Genomic DNA, 16,104 nt, shown 5'->3' with positions numbered 1-16,104 from the left:
ATCACCGATCGGACAGTTTCTCCAGGCCCTTTTTTAACGCATGTCTTACCGTTTCTGAATCCATACCCATCTGTGCATGAATAATTGCGCCGTCAATGAGCAGCATGATTTCATTGACGACGCGCTCATCAGCACTCTTCGTCAGCAAGGCAATAATTTTCTTTGTTTCTGATTTATGACTGCGGCATATCTCTTTTATTTCGTTTTCAATATCTTCCGATTTCGCCTCTGCGCTGGCGTTAATAAACGCGCAGCCGTGGAACTCGGGCGAAATAAACCATTCGTAAAGCGTTGCGGATATCGCATCAGCAGGTATTTCGCCTTGATCGAGATGTCGACGCAGCGTGGTCTCAAACCAGTTAATCCATATTTCATGCCGGTAGTTCAAATAGGCAAGAATAAGCAAGCTTTTACTCGGGAAATGGCGATAGAACGTCACCTTGGTCACTTTAGACGCTTTAATAAGCGTATCCACCCCCGTCGCCCTGAAGCCCGTGGAATAAAACAGATCGTGCGCCGTGAGTAATATCTTATCTCTGACGCTGATTTTAGTATCGTTGTCTGCGGGTTCTGTTTTCACTTTTGGGTAGCCTCTAAAATAATGTTGACAGCGTTATTTTACAGGCATAGATTACCGCAAGTAGACAGACCTGTCTACATAATATAACACTGAGGTAATCGCCATGAACACACGTCCTCCTTTACCGCCCTTCACTCGTGAAAGCGCCATCGAAAAAGTCAGACTGGCAGAAGATGGCTGGAACAGCCGCGACCCGGCGAAAGTCGCGCTTGCCTATACGCTGGATACCCAATGGCGTAACCGCGCAGAGTTCGCCACCAACCGTGAAGAAGCCCAGGCGTTTCTGGAGCGGAAATGGAAAAAAGAGCTGGACTATCGTCTGATTAAAGAGCTCTGGGCATTTACGGAGAACCGGATCGCGGTGCGCTATGCCTATGAATGGCATGATGATTCCGGCAACTGGTTCCGCTCTTACGGCAATGAAAACTGGGAGTTTGAGCCGGACGGACTGATGAAACGCCGCTTTGCCTGCGTAAACGATATGCCAATCAAAGCCTCTGAGCGTCTGTTCCACTGGCCGCTGGGCAGACGTCCTGACGATCACCCTTCGCTGAGCGATCTTGGCCTATAGGATTTTTGCATCACTCCGGGCCGCCCCGGAGTGATGAATTTACAGCGCGCCCAACTGTTTCATCAGCGTCAGGTTGTCCTCAATATGCCAGTTAGCCACAATTTTACCGTCACCAATCTCATAAATATCCGTGGCGATAAAATCAATTTTCTGCCCCTGTCCTTTCAGCTTGCCAAATGTTCCGGTGAACGTGCCGTGAAAATGTAAATGCGAAACCACGCGATCGCCTGAAATAATCATTTGCTCAACGTCACAGCGCAAATCAGGCACGGCTGCGCGAAACGCGCGGGACGCTAAAATAGCGCCTTCCGGCCCCTGCCTACGCCCTTCCGGAGGCGTTTTATCAATAAAACCTGCCGCCAGGGCATCACGCGCCAGGTTTTCATTACCCGTGTTCCAGAATGAAGCATATTCTCTGGCGGCGGCTTCACTCGCCTTTAATTGCGCCTGCGGCAGGCTGTTGTCCACTATAAGCTGTTTCGGCTGAAGCCATTCCCCCTGCGCGGAAATCGCATTGCCCGACAGACCTGAAAAAATAACCATCGCTACAGCCGAATAAAAATACGTCGAATATTTCATGATATCTCTCAATAGAGTATTACATTACCCGCAGTCGATTTCCTGCGGTTCAAATCAGAAAGGGTCAGTTAATTAACGCCCCGCCTTCAATATCAATGACCGACCCCGTGACAAAGGGATTATCAATGGCGAAAAGATATCCTTGCGCGACGTTCTCCGCCCTTCCCCAGGCTTTGGCTGGCAGGGTTTCCGCCGCGCCAGCGAGCATTTTTTCCCGCGCGGCGGCGTCCATGCCCGTATACGCTTCCGTGTCGGTCAGCCCCGGACTCACGACGTTGACGCGCAGCGGTGAAAGCTCTTTCGCCAGCACTTTTGTCGCGGCCTCGATGGCGGCATTCATCGTCGTTTTAACAATGGCGCCCGCCACGGTGCGACGCGCCACGAACCCGCTGGTGAACGTCAGCGTACCGCGGGGGGCGATGTTCCCGCTGAGATAGCGGGCGACATTGATGCTTCCCCAGAATTTTGTATCAAAAGCCAGCCTTGCCGCGCGGAGATCCAGCCCGGAAAGAAGCCCTCCCGGTGCCTGTGAACCCGCCGTAACGACGATATTATTGACCTCACCCAGCGTTTCACCGAGTGCGACAAGCTCTGCCTCACGGCTGATATCCAGCACGAGGGTATGAACAGACGCGGCGTGGGCGCTCAGCCGTTGCCGCGCAGCGTCCAGCTTCGCGCCGTCGCGGCCCGCAAGAATAATCTCCTCGCCGCGCCCGGCAAGCAGGCTGCCCACGGCGAAACCGATGCCGGAAGCGCCGCCGATAATTAAGGTTTTACGGGTCATAGCGTTTTCTCCTGCAGGGTGTAAATGGGGTAATCGGTATATCCCGTCGCGGTTCCGCCAAACAGCGTGGCGGGATCGCGCACCTGGGCCAGAGGCAGCTGGTGCGCCAGACGGTGGGGTAAATCCGGGTTGGCAATAAACGGCCGTCCGAAGGCAATCAAATCGGCATAGCCGGCAGCAAGGATCTTTTCCGCTTTTTCAAGGTTATAGTTCCCCGCGACGATAAGGGTTCCGCTAAACGTCTCACGTAGCGATTGTCGGAACTGCTCTGGTACCTGCGGCGCATCGTCCCAGTCGGCTTCCGCCAGGTGGATGAACGCAATCCCTTCTTGTTCACACCAGGCCGCGAGAGCGAGTATGGCTTCCGTCACCTGCGGATCGTTCATCCCGCGCTGGGTAATAAACGGTGAAAGGCGAATGCCCGTACGCTCGCGGCCAATGGCCTCGGCAATGGCGCTTAGCACCTCCTGAGCAAAGCGGATCCGGTTCGCCAGCGTGCCGCCGTACTCATCCGTGCGTTTGTTGGAGGTTTGACGAAGAAACTGGTCGATCAGATAGCCGTTTCCGCCGTGAACCTCCACGCCGTCAAACCCGGCCTGAACGGCATTCAGTGCCGCCTGACGATAGTCCGCGATGATGCTGAGGATGTCCTTGCGCGAGAGGGTTCTCGGCTGCGGGCAGTCAACCATTTGGCCTTCCCCCTTTTCATTCACCACCCACACCTGCGCGTCCGGGGCCAGCGCTGATGGGGCGACGGGCTGACCATCCTGATGAAAGCTGGCGTGCGACATCCGCCCGACGTGCCAGAGCTGCGAAAAAATCACCCCGCCCGCCTGATGCACGGCGCCCGTGGTGAGCTGCCATCCTGAAACCTGCTCAGGCGAATGGATGCCGGGCGTCCAGGAGTATCCCTGGCCCTGAGGCGAAATCTGGGTGGCTTCCGTGATGATTAATCCGGCGCTGGCCCGCTGCCGGTAATACTCCGCCATCAGCGCCGAGGGAATATTTCCCGGCTGAAGGGAGCGCGCGCGGGTCATCGGCGCCATGACGATACGGTTTTTCAGGTCTTGCTGACCCAGCCTGTAACGTTCAAAAAGTGAGGTACGTTGCATGTTTTCATCCCTTATGGTTTGGATGAAATCACTTTACAGTCGGCATCTGATTTTGATAATTACGCTAAAATCAGATTCACTTTTCGGAATATATGAATAATGGGTAAACTCGAAGACATGGCGTTACTGGTGGAAGTTGCCGAGGCTGGCGGTCTTTCTGCCGCCGGGCGACGCCTGTCGCTTTCCCCCGCCACCATGACGGCCAGGCTGAAGGCGATTGAGGAGCGTTACCAGACGCGCCTGTTTCACCGCTCAACGCGATCGATCGCGCTGACCCGCGCCGGGGAAGAGTTTTACCATGCCGCGCTGCGCGTGCTGGAAGAAGTGCATCACGCCGAGTCGTTACTGACGCAAAAGGAAGGCGTGCTCAGCGGCAACATTCGCCTTTCTGCACCCTCGGACTTTGGCAGACAGTATCTTAGCCCCGCCGTCGTGGAATTCTCCCGACGCCATCCCGACGTTAAATTTTTCATATCGCTAAGAGAACACGTTGAGGACCTGGTCGCTAACCGGCTGGATATGAGCGTGCGTTTTGGCAACCTGCCGGACAGCAGCCTTGTCGTCAGAAACATCCGCCCGAACCATCGGGTGCTGGTCGCCTCCGGGGAGTATCTAAGCGAACGAGGAATTCCATCCACGTTTGCCGATTTAGCTCAGCACCGGTGCCTGGCGCTTGAGTCTCAGGGCGTGGTGATGAACGAATGGCGCTTTGAAAAAGATGGCGATGAAAGCGTCGTTCGCGTAGAGCCAGCCATGGTGTGCGACGACGGGGCTTTGCTTCGTCAGTGGGCTCTCAGCGGGGCTGGCATCGCGGGGAAATCGTGGTGGGACGTCAAAGACGATGTTGAAACCGGAAGGCTCACGGTACTGTTTGCCGACAGCTTCACCGGCTTTAGCCGATACGATCGCAAAGATGTCGGCCTGCAGCTTGTTTACCCCCAGCGCAAACTGCAGCCGCTTCAGGTCACGGCGTTTAGCCAGTTTTTTCTCGACTGGCTAAAAAAGCAGTAAAATTAAATCGCGTCAGGCATCTGCGGTTAATTTCTCGCCAAAATAAGAGATGGCGCGCATTTCGGTGACAACCTCAGGACTACTCTGTGTGCGGTTTTCAGGAGGTACAAAATATGAAAAAGCTTCTGATCTGTTGTTTGTTTGGTAATACCGCAAACTCTCTCGCCAAAAAAATGCAGTCTCTGGCAGAACGCGAAGGCTATCCGCTGATGATTAGCGCTGTTGGGCTGGATAACTTCGCCAGCGTCGCTCCCGCTTTCGATGGTTTCCTCATCGCGCCGCACATTCAGTACAAACTCGATGAGATAAAAGAAACGGTGGGCAATACGCGTTCAATCGCCATTATTGAGAGCCTGCCCTATGCCTCTCTCGACGCGAGGAACGTATTGAATTTCGTGAAGGAACAGATGCCTGAACTGGCTGCCTGACAGATAAGGCCGCATCGGTTTTGCGGCCTCCTCTCACCCGGCGATCAAAACGTGTCGACACAAGGCTGACCGACCTTATTAAGGGCGTTTTTCAACCTGGCTCTGAGTTCAATTAACGCCGCTTCTTTCTCTTCAAGCTGCTGCAGCTTGTGGCGCAGAGACGCCTGTTTTTGCTCAGCGGTAAAGTTGTCGTCAACCCAGACAGCCAAAACCTCTGCAATTTCAGCTAAGGTAAAACCCAGCATTTTGGCATGCTTGATCATGTTTAAACGCTGTAAATCGACGGCGGAAAAGACTTTATAGTTATTGCTGCGATTGGGTTGCGGGATATTCTCTAACAGCCCCTGTCGCTCATAGTAACGCACCGTCTCTTTCGACAATCCCGTTTTCGCACACAGTTCACCAATTCGCATCGCGTCGCCCTCACCTTGTAAAAATCACGCTTGACCGTGTACCTAAGTGCACGGTTTATGCTGTGCAGCATACATTAGGGAAACGGGATTAAACATATGAATTCTTTTGATTATACCGGAAAAACAGCGCTGATTACCGGAGCGTCGTCGGGCATAGGCCGTGATTTTGCCCGGCAGCTCGCCGCCCGCGGCGTGGCCTTGATCCTGGTCGCCCGCAGCGAGCCAAAGCTGCAGGCGCTTGCCGTAGAGTTAGTCAGAAAGCACGGCGTCTCCATCACGATTATCGTGCAGGATTTAGTGAAGCCGGAAGCCATTCCGCACATTGTGGAACGGCTTGAAACCTTAAGACGTGTCCCCGACATTCTGATCAATTGCGCCGGCTTCGCCACCTACGGGCCATTCGAAAAGCTGTCCATCGACAGGCAGCGTGATGAGATAAACGTAAACTGCATGGCCCCCGTGGAGCTGACTCACGCCTTGCTGCCGGGAATGCTGCAGCAGGGCTCCGGGGTAATTATTAACGTTGCCTCAACGGCCGCGATGCAGCCGGATCCCTATATGGCGATTTATGGCGCAACCAAAGCCTTCCTGCTCTCGTTTTCGAACGCGCTGTGGGGAGAGTATCGCTCCAGGGGCATCCGCGTCCTGGCGCTTTGCCCCGGCGCAACGGATACGGCCTTTTTTGATGCTGTGAATGCTGAGGAAGCCTCGGTCGGTAAACGAATGCCCGCTGACAAGGTGGTCGCCCTGGCGTTGAAGGCCGTGGAGAGTAACCGTAACTACCTGATTACCGGATGCGGTAACTGGCTTCTGGGGCAGCTACACCGGTTCGTGACGCGCAGGCGTCTGGTGCTCATCGTTGAAAAAATATTGCGTCCGCGCTCGGCTTAAGCAAAAACAGCCCGGTTCAGCGCAAGGGAGTTGCGCTGAAATCCTCGCTTATCGCAGGCAGATAGATGCCATAGTGCACGAAAAACAGTGATACACTTACCGCACCTGGTTGATCGTCCCGTCTGAAGGGCGCATGATGAATGACGGTAACCAAATCTCAAAATGGTCACTCGTTGTTAATCGTAGCCTGTCACGCTAAGCTTAAATAATGACTAAAAATATGAATCCCCCATCATCACGTGGTCCCCTTGACCACGCTGTCAGAGAGCAAATCGTCGAAGCGGCTTTTGAGCACTTCGGCCACTACGGCTATGAAAAAACCACCGTCGCCGAACTGGCTAAATCCATCGGTTTTTCAAAGTCCTACATTTATAAGTTTTTCGATTCCAAACAGGCTATCGGCGAGGTGATCTGCGCTAACCGCCTGGAGCTGATCATGGCGGCAGTGCTTTCCGCCATCAAGGATGCGCCGTCGGCAAGCGAAAAATTACGCCGACTTTTCAAAGCGCTCACCGAGGCGGGAAGCGAGCTGTTTTTCCACGACCGTAAGCTATACGACATCGCCGCCGTCGCCGCGCAGGAGCAGTGGCCTTCCACGCAAAAGTACAGTGAATGCCTGATGAAGCTGATTGAAAGCATCATTATCGAAGGCAGGCAGGCCGGCGAGTTTGAAAGAAAAACGCCGCTGGATGAAGTCACCTGTGCCGTCTACATGGTGATGTGCCCTTATATTAACCCCGTTCAGCTACAGTACAACCTCGAAATGGCCCCCACCGCGGCGGTGCTTCTCTCTTCAATGATTTTAAGAAGCCTGGCCCCCTAATTTGTGACCATTGACAATTTTGGTCACTAGTCAGAGAATGCGGATACCGTCCTGTTACGTCAAAAAGGTTTCCCATGCTCAGGCTCACTTCAGCCCGCGTTGCCGTTTGTCTCCTGCCGTTTGCCCTGGTGGCGTGCGGCGATATTTCCGCGAGTGACGATCCGCGCACAAAGCCACCGCTCGTCAGATCCGCCTCCGTCGAGCTAGCGAACAATAGCGCCCGCGCCTTCACGGGCGTGGTGGTCGCAAGAACGCAAAGCGATTTAGGTTTCAGGGTTCAGGGAAAAATCCTTGAGCGGCTGGTCGATACGGGGCAGACCGTCAAACAGGGCCAGCCCCTGCTGCGCCTGGATCCGCTTGACCTGAAATTACAGGCTCAGGCGCAGCAGCGCGCGGTGGATGCGGCCCAGGCGCGCGCGCGAAAAGCCACCAGCGATGAGGCGCGCTATCGTGGACTTGTGGCGTCCGGCGCGGTGTCTGCCTCGGAGTATGACCAGATCAAAGCGGCGGCCGATACGGCCAGGGCCGATCTCAGCGCCGCCCGGGCGCAGGCCAGCGTGGCGCAAAACGCCACGGGCTATGCCGTACTGCTGGCGGATTCGGACGGCGTGGTCATGGAGACGCTCGCCGAGCCGGGTCAGGTCGTCAGCGCCGGACAGGTGGCGATCAGGCTCGCCAGAGCGGGACAGCGTGAAGCGCTCGTCCAGCTTCCGGAAACGCTGCGCCCTGCCGTCGGCAGCGAAGCGCAGGCCACGCTGTATGGCAATGAAAAACATCCGGTCACCGCAACGCTGCGCCTGCTGTCTGACTCGGCCGATGCCGCGACCCGCACATATGAAGCCCGCTACGTGCTGGATGGCCTGCTGGCGAACGCGCCGCTGGGGGCGACCGTCACGCTGAACGTTCAGGACAATAAAGCGGAAGGTCAGGTCATGCAGGTCCCGCTGGCTTCACTCTATGATGCAGGAAAAGGTCCCGGCGTCTGGCGTATTTCCGCCCAGCCGGCAAAGGTTACATGGACGCCCGTCAGGGTGCTGAGCGTGGGTGAAGATGCGGCGCAGGTCACGGGCGGCGTGAAGCCCGGTGAGAAGATTGTTGCGTTAGGCGCCCATCTTCTGCACGAAGGTGAGGTCGTCAGGCTTGCTAAGCAGCGCAATGCCGCCCTGGCGGAGAACACGCCATGAGCGGAAGCCGCTTCAACCTGTCGGCGCTGGCCGTCCGCGAACGTTCCGTCACGCTGTTTCTGATCGTTCTGGTCACGATTGCCGGAATTTACGCCTTCTTTGGGCTCGGGCGCGCGGAAGATCCGCCCTTCACGGTAAAGCAAATGACGGTGATAACCGTCTGGCCGGGCGCGACCGCGCAGGAAATTCAGGATCAGGTCGCCGAGCCGCTGGAAAAGCGCCTGCAGGAACTCAAATGGTATGACCGTACCGAAACCTATACCCGCCCCGGCATGGCGTTTATCACGTTGTCATTGCAGGACAAGACCCCGCCAGCCGAAGTGCAGGAGGAGTTCTATCAGGCGCGTAAGAAGCTCGGAGATGAATCTCAGCGTCTTCCGACGGGCGTCATCGGCCCGATGATCAATGACGAATTCTCGGATGTCACCTTTGCCCTCTTTGCCCTGAAAGCGAAAGGCGAACCGCAGCGGCAGCTGGTACGCGATGCCGAAGGCCTGCGCCAGCAGCTTCTGCACGTTCCCGGCGTGAAGAAAGTGAACATTATCGGCGAACAGGCCGAGCGGATTTACATCTCCTTTTCCCACGACCGTCTGGCGACGATAGGACTCTCACCCCAGGATATTTTCAACGCCCTCAACAGCCAGAACGCGCTAGCCGCGGCGGGTTCCATTGAGACCCGAGGCGCGCAGATTTTTATCCGTCTGGACGGTGCGTTCGATGAACTGCAGAAAATCCGCGATACGCCTTTTGTGGCTCAGGGCAAAACGCTCAAGCTGTCCGATGTGGCAACGGTTGAGCGAGGCTACGAAGATCCCCCGACGATGCTGATACGCAATCAGCATGAGCCCGCCCTTCTGCTGGGCATCGTGATGCGTGAAGGCTGGAACGGTCTGGCGCTGGGGAAAGCGCTGGATGCGGAAACGGCAAAAATAAATGATAGCCTGCCGCTTGGCATGTCCCTGACCAAAGTCACCGACCAGTCCGTGAATATTCGCTCGTCGGTCGATGAGTTCATGATCAAATTCTTCGTCGCCCTGCTTGTGGTCATGGTGGTGTGTTTTGTCAGCATGGGCTGGCGCGTGGGTGTTGTCGTTGCGGCGGCGGTACCGCTGACGCTGGCGGTCGTTTTCGTGGTGATGGAAGCCGCGGGGATAAACTTTGACCGCGTTACGCTGGGCTCCCTGATCCTCGCCCTCGGCCTGCTGGTTGATGATGCCATTATCGCCATCGAAATGATGGTGGTGAAAATGGAGGAAGGTTACGACAGAATCAAAGCCTCGGCCTTCGCCTGGAGCCATACCGCCGCGCCCATGCTGGCCGGTACCCTGGTGACGGCCATTGGCTTTATGCCGAATGGTTTTGCCCAGTCGACCGCAGGGGAATACACCAGCAATATGTTCTGGATCGTCGGCCTCGCCCTGATTGCCTCGTGGTTTGTCGCGGTGGTGTTCACGCCCTATCTTGGGGTGAAGATCCTGCCGGCGATCCCCAAAGTAGAAGGGGGTCATGCCGCCATCTATAACACGCCTCGCTATAACCGTTTTCGCCGGCTGCTTGCCCGCGTTATCGCCAGAAAATGGCGGGTGGCCGGGTTGGTGGTCGCCATTTTCATCCTGGCCGTGCTCGGTATGGGGCTGGTTAAAAAACAATTCTTCCCGACCTCCGATCGCCCGGAAGTACTGGTTGAGGTGCAGATGCCCTACGGTACCTCGATTGAGCAAACCAGCGCCGCCACAGCAAAAATAGAAGCGTGGCTGGGCCAGCAGCCCGAAGCCAAAATTGTCACGGCCTATATTGGTCAGGGTTCACCCCGTTTTTATCTGGCGATGGCGCCAGAACTGCCCGACCCGTCTTTTGCGAAAATCGTGATCCTGACGGACAGCGAGACGTCACGCGAGGCGCTCAAGCTCCGGCTGAGAGAAGCGGTCGCCAACGGCCTTGCCCCCGAAGCGCGCGTGCGGGTGACACAGCTGGTGTTTGGCCCGTACTCGCCCTTCCCGGTTGCCTGGCGCGTGTCGGGGCCGGATGTCGAACAGGTGCATGACATCGCTGACCGGGTGAAAGCCGTGCTCCAGGCGAGCCCGATGATGAGAACCGTCAACACCGACTGGGGGTCGCGCGTTCCCGTCCTGCATTTCACTCTCGATCAAAACCGCCTGCAGGCGACCGGCTTAACCTCCAGTGCCGTTGCCGATCAGCTTCAGTTTCTGCTCTCAGGCGTGCCCGTCACCTCCGTGCGGGAAGATATTCGCTCGGTGGAGGTCATTGGCCGCGCGGCGGGAGATATCCGTCTCGATCCGGCAAAAATCGAGGGTTTCACCCTTGTCGGCAATGCGGGACAGCGCGTTCCGCTGTCTCAAATCGGCAAGATTGAGATCGGTATGGAAGATCCGATCCTTCGCCGCCGCGATCGCACTCCGACGATTACCGTGCGGGGCGATATCGCTAACCATCTTCAGCCACCGGATGTGTCGGTCGCCGTGATGAAGCAGCTCCAGCCGATTGTTGACGCGCTGCCGGCCGGATACCGTATCGACATGGCGGGTTCGATTGAGGAATCCGGCAAAGCCACGCAGGCAATGATCCCGCTGTTTCCGATCATGATTGCCCTGACGCTGCTGATCATCATTTTGCAGGTGCGCTCAATCTCGGCGATGGTGATGGTGTTCTTAACCGCGCCGCTGGGGCTGATTGGCGTAGTGCCCGTGCTGTTGCTTTTCAATCAGCCGTTTGGCATCAACGCGCTGGTCGGCTTGATCGCCCTTTCCGGCATTCTGATGCGCAATACGCTGATCCTGATCGGTCAAATCGATCATAACCAGAAGCAGGGTCTCGAGCCGTTCCAGGCGGTGGTTGAAGCGACGGTCCAGCGCGCACGCCCGGTCCTTCTGACCGCCATGGCCGCCGTGCTGGCGTTTATTCCCCTGACGCATTCGGTGTTCTGGGGCACGCTGGCCTACACGCTGATAGGCGGAACGCTGGGCGGGACGATCGTCACGCTCGTCTTCCTGCCCGCGATGTATGCGATCTGGTTCCGGATCCGCCCTGCGGAACAACGCGTGCAGCACCCTGCAGAAAACGTGTAAACTACCATGAGTAGATAACACTTATGAGGAAAGCATGGTTGTTAAGCGCTTAAGAAAAGAGGACCGCCGCGTGCAGCTGCTGGAGGTTGCGCGCGGAATCGTTCGTCAGCAAGGCACGGAGGCCCTAACTCTTGGCTACCTGGCCGAGCGGGCCAACGTGACCAAGCCTATCCCCTACGACCACTTTGGCGATCGTGAAGGGCTGCTGATGGCGCTGTACCAGGATTATAGCGACCGGCAGCTGGCGAAGTTCCGCGAGACGCTGGCAGTCGACAGCAAAACGCTGGAGAAGACGATCCGCTTTTTCAGCGCCGCCTATATCGACTGCGCCATTAGTGCCGGGCCGGAGACCGGCCCAATCGCCGCGGCGCTGTCCGGATCCCACGCGCTGCAGACGTTTCGTGAGGCATGCGTGGCCGAATGCGCTGACTGCCTGCGTACCGCGCTTTCCCCGTTCGTCGCGCTGAAAGGCGTTCAGGGAGAAGCGGTACTGACGGCCATCATTGGCGCGGCGGACGCGCTCAGCACCGCCGCGGGCAACGGCGTGCTCGCCCGGAACGTGGCGGAAGATACGCTCAGCGGCGCCATGACCGGCGTGCTGGAGACCTACGTGAATAGCACAAAATGATCGCTGGGGGCGGATTGACACATAAGTTACCAATAGTAATATAGACATCAGTTCTCACCCATTCGAGGTCGCTATGTCTGCTACAAATGCCATTAATAACGCACTGATCGTGACGGCTCATCCTGTCGACAATTCGTTATCCCATTCGCTGGCAGCCCGTATTGCCGGAAAATTACGCGAGCAAGGTACGCAGGTTGAGATTGCCGATCTGCATGCTGAAGGGTTTAATCCGGCGATGACCCGCGCCGATCTCGATTTGTATCACGGCGATCCGAGCGCCCTTCCCGACGATATTCTGCGCGAGCAGCAGCGCGTCGAGCGAGCGGATATGCTGGTGTTTGTCTTCCCCGTGTACTGGTGGTCGGTCCCCGCGCTGTTGAAAGGCTGGTTCGATCGCGTATTAACCCTGAACTGGGCGTATAAGGTGGCCGACGATGGCCGGATTGTGGGCAGCTTACGCGACGTTCCCGTCCGCCTGATTGCCACAGGCGGCAGCGATCTCACCGGATTCGACAAACACGGCTATTCGACGGCGATTCAGACGCAGATAATCGAAGGCGTGTTTGGCTTCTGCGGGTTGAAGAACGTTAAGCTCGATATCCTTTACCAGGCAGACACGGCGACGCCTGAGCAGGTAGAGGATTTCCTGCAGGGGTTAGAGAGCCTTAAATAATCCCGGCTATCCAGTCACAGCAAAGGCGCGCCTCCTTCGCCAGAAGGAAGCGCGTGTCTCGTTATCACCTACCACCGTCAGGGGCGATCTTTTAATCCTGCTGGCTAACCGGAACTCTCTTTCCAGCGATTATTCAAAAAATAACGAGAAAAGGCCAATCGCCATCACTACGCTCATAATCACCTGAATCAGAATAATAAAAAAAGCGACCCCACCCAAGACTGTGATTTTTCGACGCAGAATGAAAGTAATGCCGGAAAGTACAGCACTGAACAGAATGGCTTTAAGGATATAGGAAAGCGGAACCATTGCCGGGTGACCGGTATGCACTCCAGCAAGCCCAATGAGACCCAGCAGAAAACCTCCGCAGAATCCCCATCCCCAGAAAGTCATCGGTAAGCTCATCTGCCCCGCGACTAATCTTTTCAACATACGCACATCCTTTTTGTGATTATTTTTATCAAAATTCACCGGTTTACAGGGTAAAACCCCCGTCACCCACCTGCGCCTGAGCGTACCATTTCATCAGCTTTTCGGTGCCGGGCTCGTTTTCTGCAGGTGACCATGGGGCGGTATCGTGCTCAGGCACGGGCTGATACCCACCGTGTTTAACCTCAAAAATGACGCCGCCTTTATCCAGCGACAGCACGGCATGCCAGGTACCGGCATCCATCTCCAGCACTTTGCAGTCTTCACCTAACACCACGCGCTGGGTCACGTTACCGCCGTCATCAAAATTCAACACCAGAAAGCGACCGCTCAAAGCCGTCAGCAGTTCAAACGTGTGCGGGTGGCGATGAGGGCGAACATAGGTACCAGGCTCCATCGCGATAGCCAGGCGCTGTACCGGGTCGCTCAGCTCGGGATGTAAATTGCGGTGCGCGCGTAAGCGAGGAGAATTGGCAGCCTGCTCGCTTTGTTGCTGCAGGTCACTGAACGTAATTTGTTTCATATACACCTTTGTGAATGGAGTCAGCGGACGGCAACCCTTTAGCCGCACGACGTTATACCATTCTGGACGGTCGATGAGCGATGGCATTTGTGAAACAAATCGCTGCAGCGTGAGGATGCGCGCGATCGCCCCCAAAGCGCAACGTTGAGTAAAACTCACATTGATTCCCACTATTTATCGTTTTTAAAAAGTGACGCACCTGAAATACCATCCATTCACCCCTGGGATAGAAAAATAAATAATACTAAGCCTGTATGGAGCACCTATGACACTCGATGTTTTATTCCCTGTATTGAATATTATCTCGCCTCATAAATATAGCCCTGATGCAAATGTGCATGAGCTGATAACGTTACTTTCAGCAGAAAAGGAAAGCTCAGAAGCGCTATCGCCTTTCATACATCGACTGCATCTTTTGGCTTTCGCCCAAAGCAATCCGGGTAACGCCGAAGAGTTGCTCTCAGCGCATTTACCAAAAGAGGATGGGATCCTTCCGCTGCTTGACTTTGCGGACTGGCCAAAGGTGCGTTACGCCGCGTCAGGCGAAGTTCAGACGCGTGAATCGCAGGAGTATTTCCGTGACATGACCTCGGCTGCCAATCTGTTACGCACTGCGCTGGTCGACGCCGAGCGAGCAAAGGGAACGCCTGCGCTTTATATTCTGGATAAATTACTCAACCTGAACAGCGCCCTGCCGGAGCGATATAAAGATATGGCAAATATTCCCTACGCATAAATACGTTCAATCTGCGGAATATCCTTCACTAAATATTCCGCCATTTACTAAACCCGCTTTTCGTTGTAATCAAGACAGACGATATCCAACGAAGGCAGCACCGGCGCATTAAGGTTAAGCCACGCCAGCAACTGTTCAATACTCTGTCTTCTGAGCGAATTTTTCGGCCAGACGAGGTAGTAGCCATCGCCGGTTGCGATAGCTTCCCTGAAGGGCAGCGCGAGCAGGCCGCTTTTCAGCGCGTCGAGCGTGAGGCGGAGGTCGGCCATCGCCACGCCATGACCGTGCATGGCGGCCAGGCTTCCCTGCTCCAGGGTGTCGAACACGATTCCACGACTCACGTCGAGCCCTGGGAATGACCCGGTTCTTTTCAGCCATCGCTTCCAGTCCCGTCTGTCCGGAGAGGGATGGATAAGATCGCACTCTGGGAGCTGATGCCGGGCAGACTCAAGCAGCGACGGGGTACAAACCGGAATGAGCCATTCACTGAAGAGCAGCCGGCTTTCCGTAGACTCGCCGAAATAGCCATTACCGAGCAGGATCGCACAATCGTAGGGCTCACGGCTGAAGTCAACGGTGTCGAAGTCCATCCAGACGCTGGCAATTTCAATTTTTGGCTTAGCGTGGTTCTCGCGAAAGGATTTAAGCACATTCAGCAGCCACCGCATCGTCAGGGTGCTGGGGGCTTTGAGGCGCAGAAGGTGGTTTTCGCTTCTGAATGCGCGACAGGCCCACTCAATATTCGAGAAACTTTCGCTGAGCTGTCCGGCCAGAATACGTCCGGCATCACTGACCTCCACTCTCGGCCCCTGGCGTTTAAAGAGCTCACAGTCGAACCACTGTTCAAGCGTCCGGACATGCCTGCTGACCGCGCCCGGCGTGATATTCAGTGCTTCAGCCGCTTTGCTGAAGGAGTTCAGCCGCGCGGCAACTTCAAAAGCGCGCAGCGCATACAGTGGTGGTAAAGACATACATTCCCTTTCTGTGAGGTTTAGCTATGCAGTTTTTGTATTATCGGCACTCATTGACTTGTCGCTCAGGTCCTCAGACGGGAACGTCATCAGCAGCTCCCTGAGCAGGGACTCAAGCTGCGCGCGCTGCGCGTCAGACAAGTTGCTCAGCAGCGCATTTTGCGTTTGTGTATGCACGATCAGCGCCTGTTCGATGCGCTCCTGCCCTTGCGGTGTCAGGCTTACGAGGGTGCTGCGCTTGTCATCCGGATCGGCAATTCGCCTGATAAGCCCAAGCTGTTCGAGATGGCTGAGCCGGTTCGTCATCGCCCCTGAGGTTACCAACAGCGATTTATAGAGCTGCGTGGGGGAAAGGCAGTACGGCTCACCGGCGCGACGCAGCGTGGCGAGCACGTCAAACTCGCCCTCGCGAAAGCCAAACTGCGCCATCGCCTGCGCCCATTCTTTTCCCAGATGCTTCATCAGCCGGAGCATTCGGCCAAAAATTTTCATCGACGAGGCGTCCAGCGCCGGCATGGCGCGGCTCCACTGGCCGACAACGAAGTCTACGTGATCTTGCATTTTCACCCCTGATGGTGTGCGAATTTATCCTGTTGTGCGGTACATCTTACGCAAAAACATATTTTATCTTAACGTTAAGATAAATGCTCGTGGCAATTTGCCCGGGCCATTCACAACCGAA

At 55.9% G+C, this 16,104-nt stretch carries 19 protein-coding genes; 10 read left to right on the top strand and 9 right to left on the bottom strand.

The genetic code is table 11. The annotated features are described in order from the left end of the window. Position 1: 1 nt before the first annotated feature. Complete coding sequence (locus tag NI40_RS10615) at positions 2-580, bottom strand: TetR/AcrR family transcriptional regulator (RefSeq protein ID WP_033145454.1); 579 nt, start codon at positions 578-580, stop codon at positions 2-4. A 103-nt stretch (positions 581-683) separates the two neighbouring features. Between NI40_RS10615 and NI40_RS10610 the strand changes: the two genes are divergently transcribed. Beyond that, positions 684-1,151, top strand: a complete 468-nt coding sequence (locus tag NI40_RS10610) for a nuclear transport factor 2 family protein (protein ID WP_023311608.1) — start codon at positions 684-686, stop codon at positions 1,149-1,151. 39 nt (positions 1,152-1,190) lie between these two features. Here NI40_RS10610 and NI40_RS10605 read toward each other — a convergent pair whose 3' ends face one another. From NI40_RS10605 to NI40_RS10595, 3 genes are all read right to left on the bottom strand, one after another. Further along, positions 1,191-1,730 carry an ester cyclase gene (locus NI40_RS10605; RefSeq protein ID WP_039262588.1) on the bottom strand — a complete coding sequence of 180 codons (540 nt, stop codon included), beginning with the start codon at positions 1,728-1,730 and terminating at the stop codon, positions 1,191-1,193. Between the two features lie 64 nt (positions 1,731-1,794). After that, complete coding sequence (locus NI40_RS10600) at positions 1,795-2,514, bottom strand: SDR family oxidoreductase (protein ID WP_039262590.1); 720 nt, start codon at positions 2,512-2,514, stop codon at positions 1,795-1,797. Beyond that, positions 2,511-3,626, bottom strand: a complete 1,116-nt coding sequence (locus tag NI40_RS10595; RefSeq protein WP_039262591.1) for an alkene reductase — start codon at positions 3,624-3,626, stop codon at positions 2,511-2,513. Before NI40_RS10595 ends, NI40_RS10600 begins: the two co-directional genes overlap by 4 nt. Positions 3,627-3,725: 99 nt before the next feature. Between NI40_RS10595 and NI40_RS10590 the strand changes: the two genes are divergently transcribed. After that, entirely contained in the window at positions 3,726-4,637 is a 912-nt protein-coding gene (locus NI40_RS10590; protein WP_039262593.1) for a LysR family transcriptional regulator, read from the top strand. A gap of 113 nt (positions 4,638-4,750) precedes the next feature. Continuing rightward, positions 4,751-5,065, top strand: a complete 315-nt coding sequence (locus NI40_RS10585) for a PTS sugar transporter subunit IIB (RefSeq protein ID WP_032639262.1) — start codon at positions 4,751-4,753, stop codon at positions 5,063-5,065. 44 nt (positions 5,066-5,109) lie between these two features. Here NI40_RS10585 and NI40_RS10580 read toward each other — a convergent pair whose 3' ends face one another. Then, positions 5,110-5,478 carry a MerR family transcriptional regulator gene (locus tag NI40_RS10580; RefSeq protein ID WP_039262595.1) on the bottom strand — a complete coding sequence of 123 codons (369 nt, stop codon included), beginning with the start codon at positions 5,476-5,478 and terminating at the stop codon, positions 5,110-5,112. Between the two features lie 96 nt (positions 5,479-5,574). Between NI40_RS10580 and NI40_RS10575 the strand changes: the two genes are divergently transcribed. The 6 genes from NI40_RS10575 (at position 5,575) to NI40_RS10550 (ending at position 12,763) form a co-directional block, all read left to right on the top strand. Further along, positions 5,575-6,369, top strand: coding sequence for an SDR family NAD(P)-dependent oxidoreductase (locus tag NI40_RS10575; RefSeq protein ID WP_039262596.1), 795 nt, complete (start codon positions 5,575-5,577; stop codon positions 6,367-6,369). A gap of 208 nt (positions 6,370-6,577) precedes the next feature. Then, a complete protein-coding gene (locus NI40_RS10570) occupies positions 6,578-7,192 on the top strand; it encodes a TetR/AcrR family transcriptional regulator (RefSeq protein WP_039262597.1) in 615 nt (204 codons plus the stop codon). Positions 7,193-7,266: 74 nt separating this feature from the next. Then, the gene (locus NI40_RS10565; RefSeq protein ID WP_039262598.1) at positions 7,267-8,376 is read left to right on the top strand and encodes an efflux RND transporter periplasmic adaptor subunit; all 1,110 of its coding nucleotides are present in this window, start codon (positions 7,267-7,269) and stop codon (positions 8,374-8,376) included. Beyond that, on the top strand, positions 8,373-11,462 hold the full coding sequence (locus NI40_RS10560) for an efflux RND transporter permease subunit (protein ID WP_039262599.1): 3,090 nt from the start codon (positions 8,373-8,375) through the stop codon (positions 11,460-11,462). Before NI40_RS10565 ends, NI40_RS10560 begins: the two co-directional genes overlap by 4 nt. A 34-nt stretch (positions 11,463-11,496) precedes the next feature. Beyond that, the gene (locus NI40_RS10555; protein WP_023335591.1) at positions 11,497-12,090 is read left to right on the top strand and encodes a TetR/AcrR family transcriptional regulator; all 594 of its coding nucleotides are present in this window, start codon (positions 11,497-11,499) and stop codon (positions 12,088-12,090) included. Positions 12,091-12,163: 73 nt separating this feature from the next. Beyond that, on the top strand, positions 12,164-12,763 hold the full coding sequence (locus NI40_RS10550; RefSeq protein WP_039262600.1) for an NAD(P)H-dependent oxidoreductase: 600 nt from the start codon (positions 12,164-12,166) through the stop codon (positions 12,761-12,763). A 129-nt stretch (positions 12,764-12,892) separates the two neighbouring features. Here NI40_RS10550 and NI40_RS10545 read toward each other — a convergent pair whose 3' ends face one another. Together NI40_RS10545 and NI40_RS10540 are read right to left on the bottom strand one after the other, a co-directional pair. Further along, the gene (locus tag NI40_RS10545) at positions 12,893-13,195 is read right to left on the bottom strand and encodes a hypothetical protein (RefSeq protein ID WP_033145442.1); all 303 of its coding nucleotides are present in this window, start codon (positions 13,193-13,195) and stop codon (positions 12,893-12,895) included. Positions 13,196-13,238: 43 nt separating this feature from the next. Beyond that, positions 13,239-13,715, bottom strand: a complete 477-nt coding sequence (locus NI40_RS10540) for a WbuC family cupin fold metalloprotein (RefSeq protein WP_039262601.1) — start codon at positions 13,713-13,715, stop codon at positions 13,239-13,241. 265 nt (positions 13,716-13,980) lie between these two features. On the opposite strand from NI40_RS10540, the gene NI40_RS10535 reads away from it, so the two are divergent. Beyond that, entirely contained in the window at positions 13,981-14,451 is a 471-nt protein-coding gene (locus NI40_RS10535; protein ID WP_039262602.1) for a hypothetical protein, read from the top strand. A gap of 47 nt (positions 14,452-14,498) precedes the next feature. Here the strand turns inward: NI40_RS10535 and NI40_RS10530 are convergent, their stop codons facing one another. Then, entirely contained in the window at positions 14,499-15,422 is a 924-nt protein-coding gene (locus NI40_RS10530) for a LysR substrate-binding domain-containing protein (protein ID WP_039262603.1), read from the bottom strand. 24 nt (positions 15,423-15,446) lie between these two features. After that, on the bottom strand, positions 15,447-15,983 hold the full coding sequence (locus NI40_RS10525) for a MarR family winged helix-turn-helix transcriptional regulator (protein ID WP_039262604.1): 537 nt from the start codon (positions 15,981-15,983) through the stop codon (positions 15,447-15,449). Between the last annotated feature and the right edge of the window lie 121 nt (positions 15,984-16,104).

It is taken from the genome of Enterobacter sp. E20 (genome assembly GCF_000801755.2).
Taxonomy (GTDB): domain Bacteria; phylum Pseudomonadota; class Gammaproteobacteria; order Enterobacterales; family Enterobacteriaceae; genus Enterobacter; species Enterobacter asburiae_B.
Note: the sequence above shows the minus strand (reverse complement) of the source record. Positions and strands in the feature narration are given on the sequence as shown.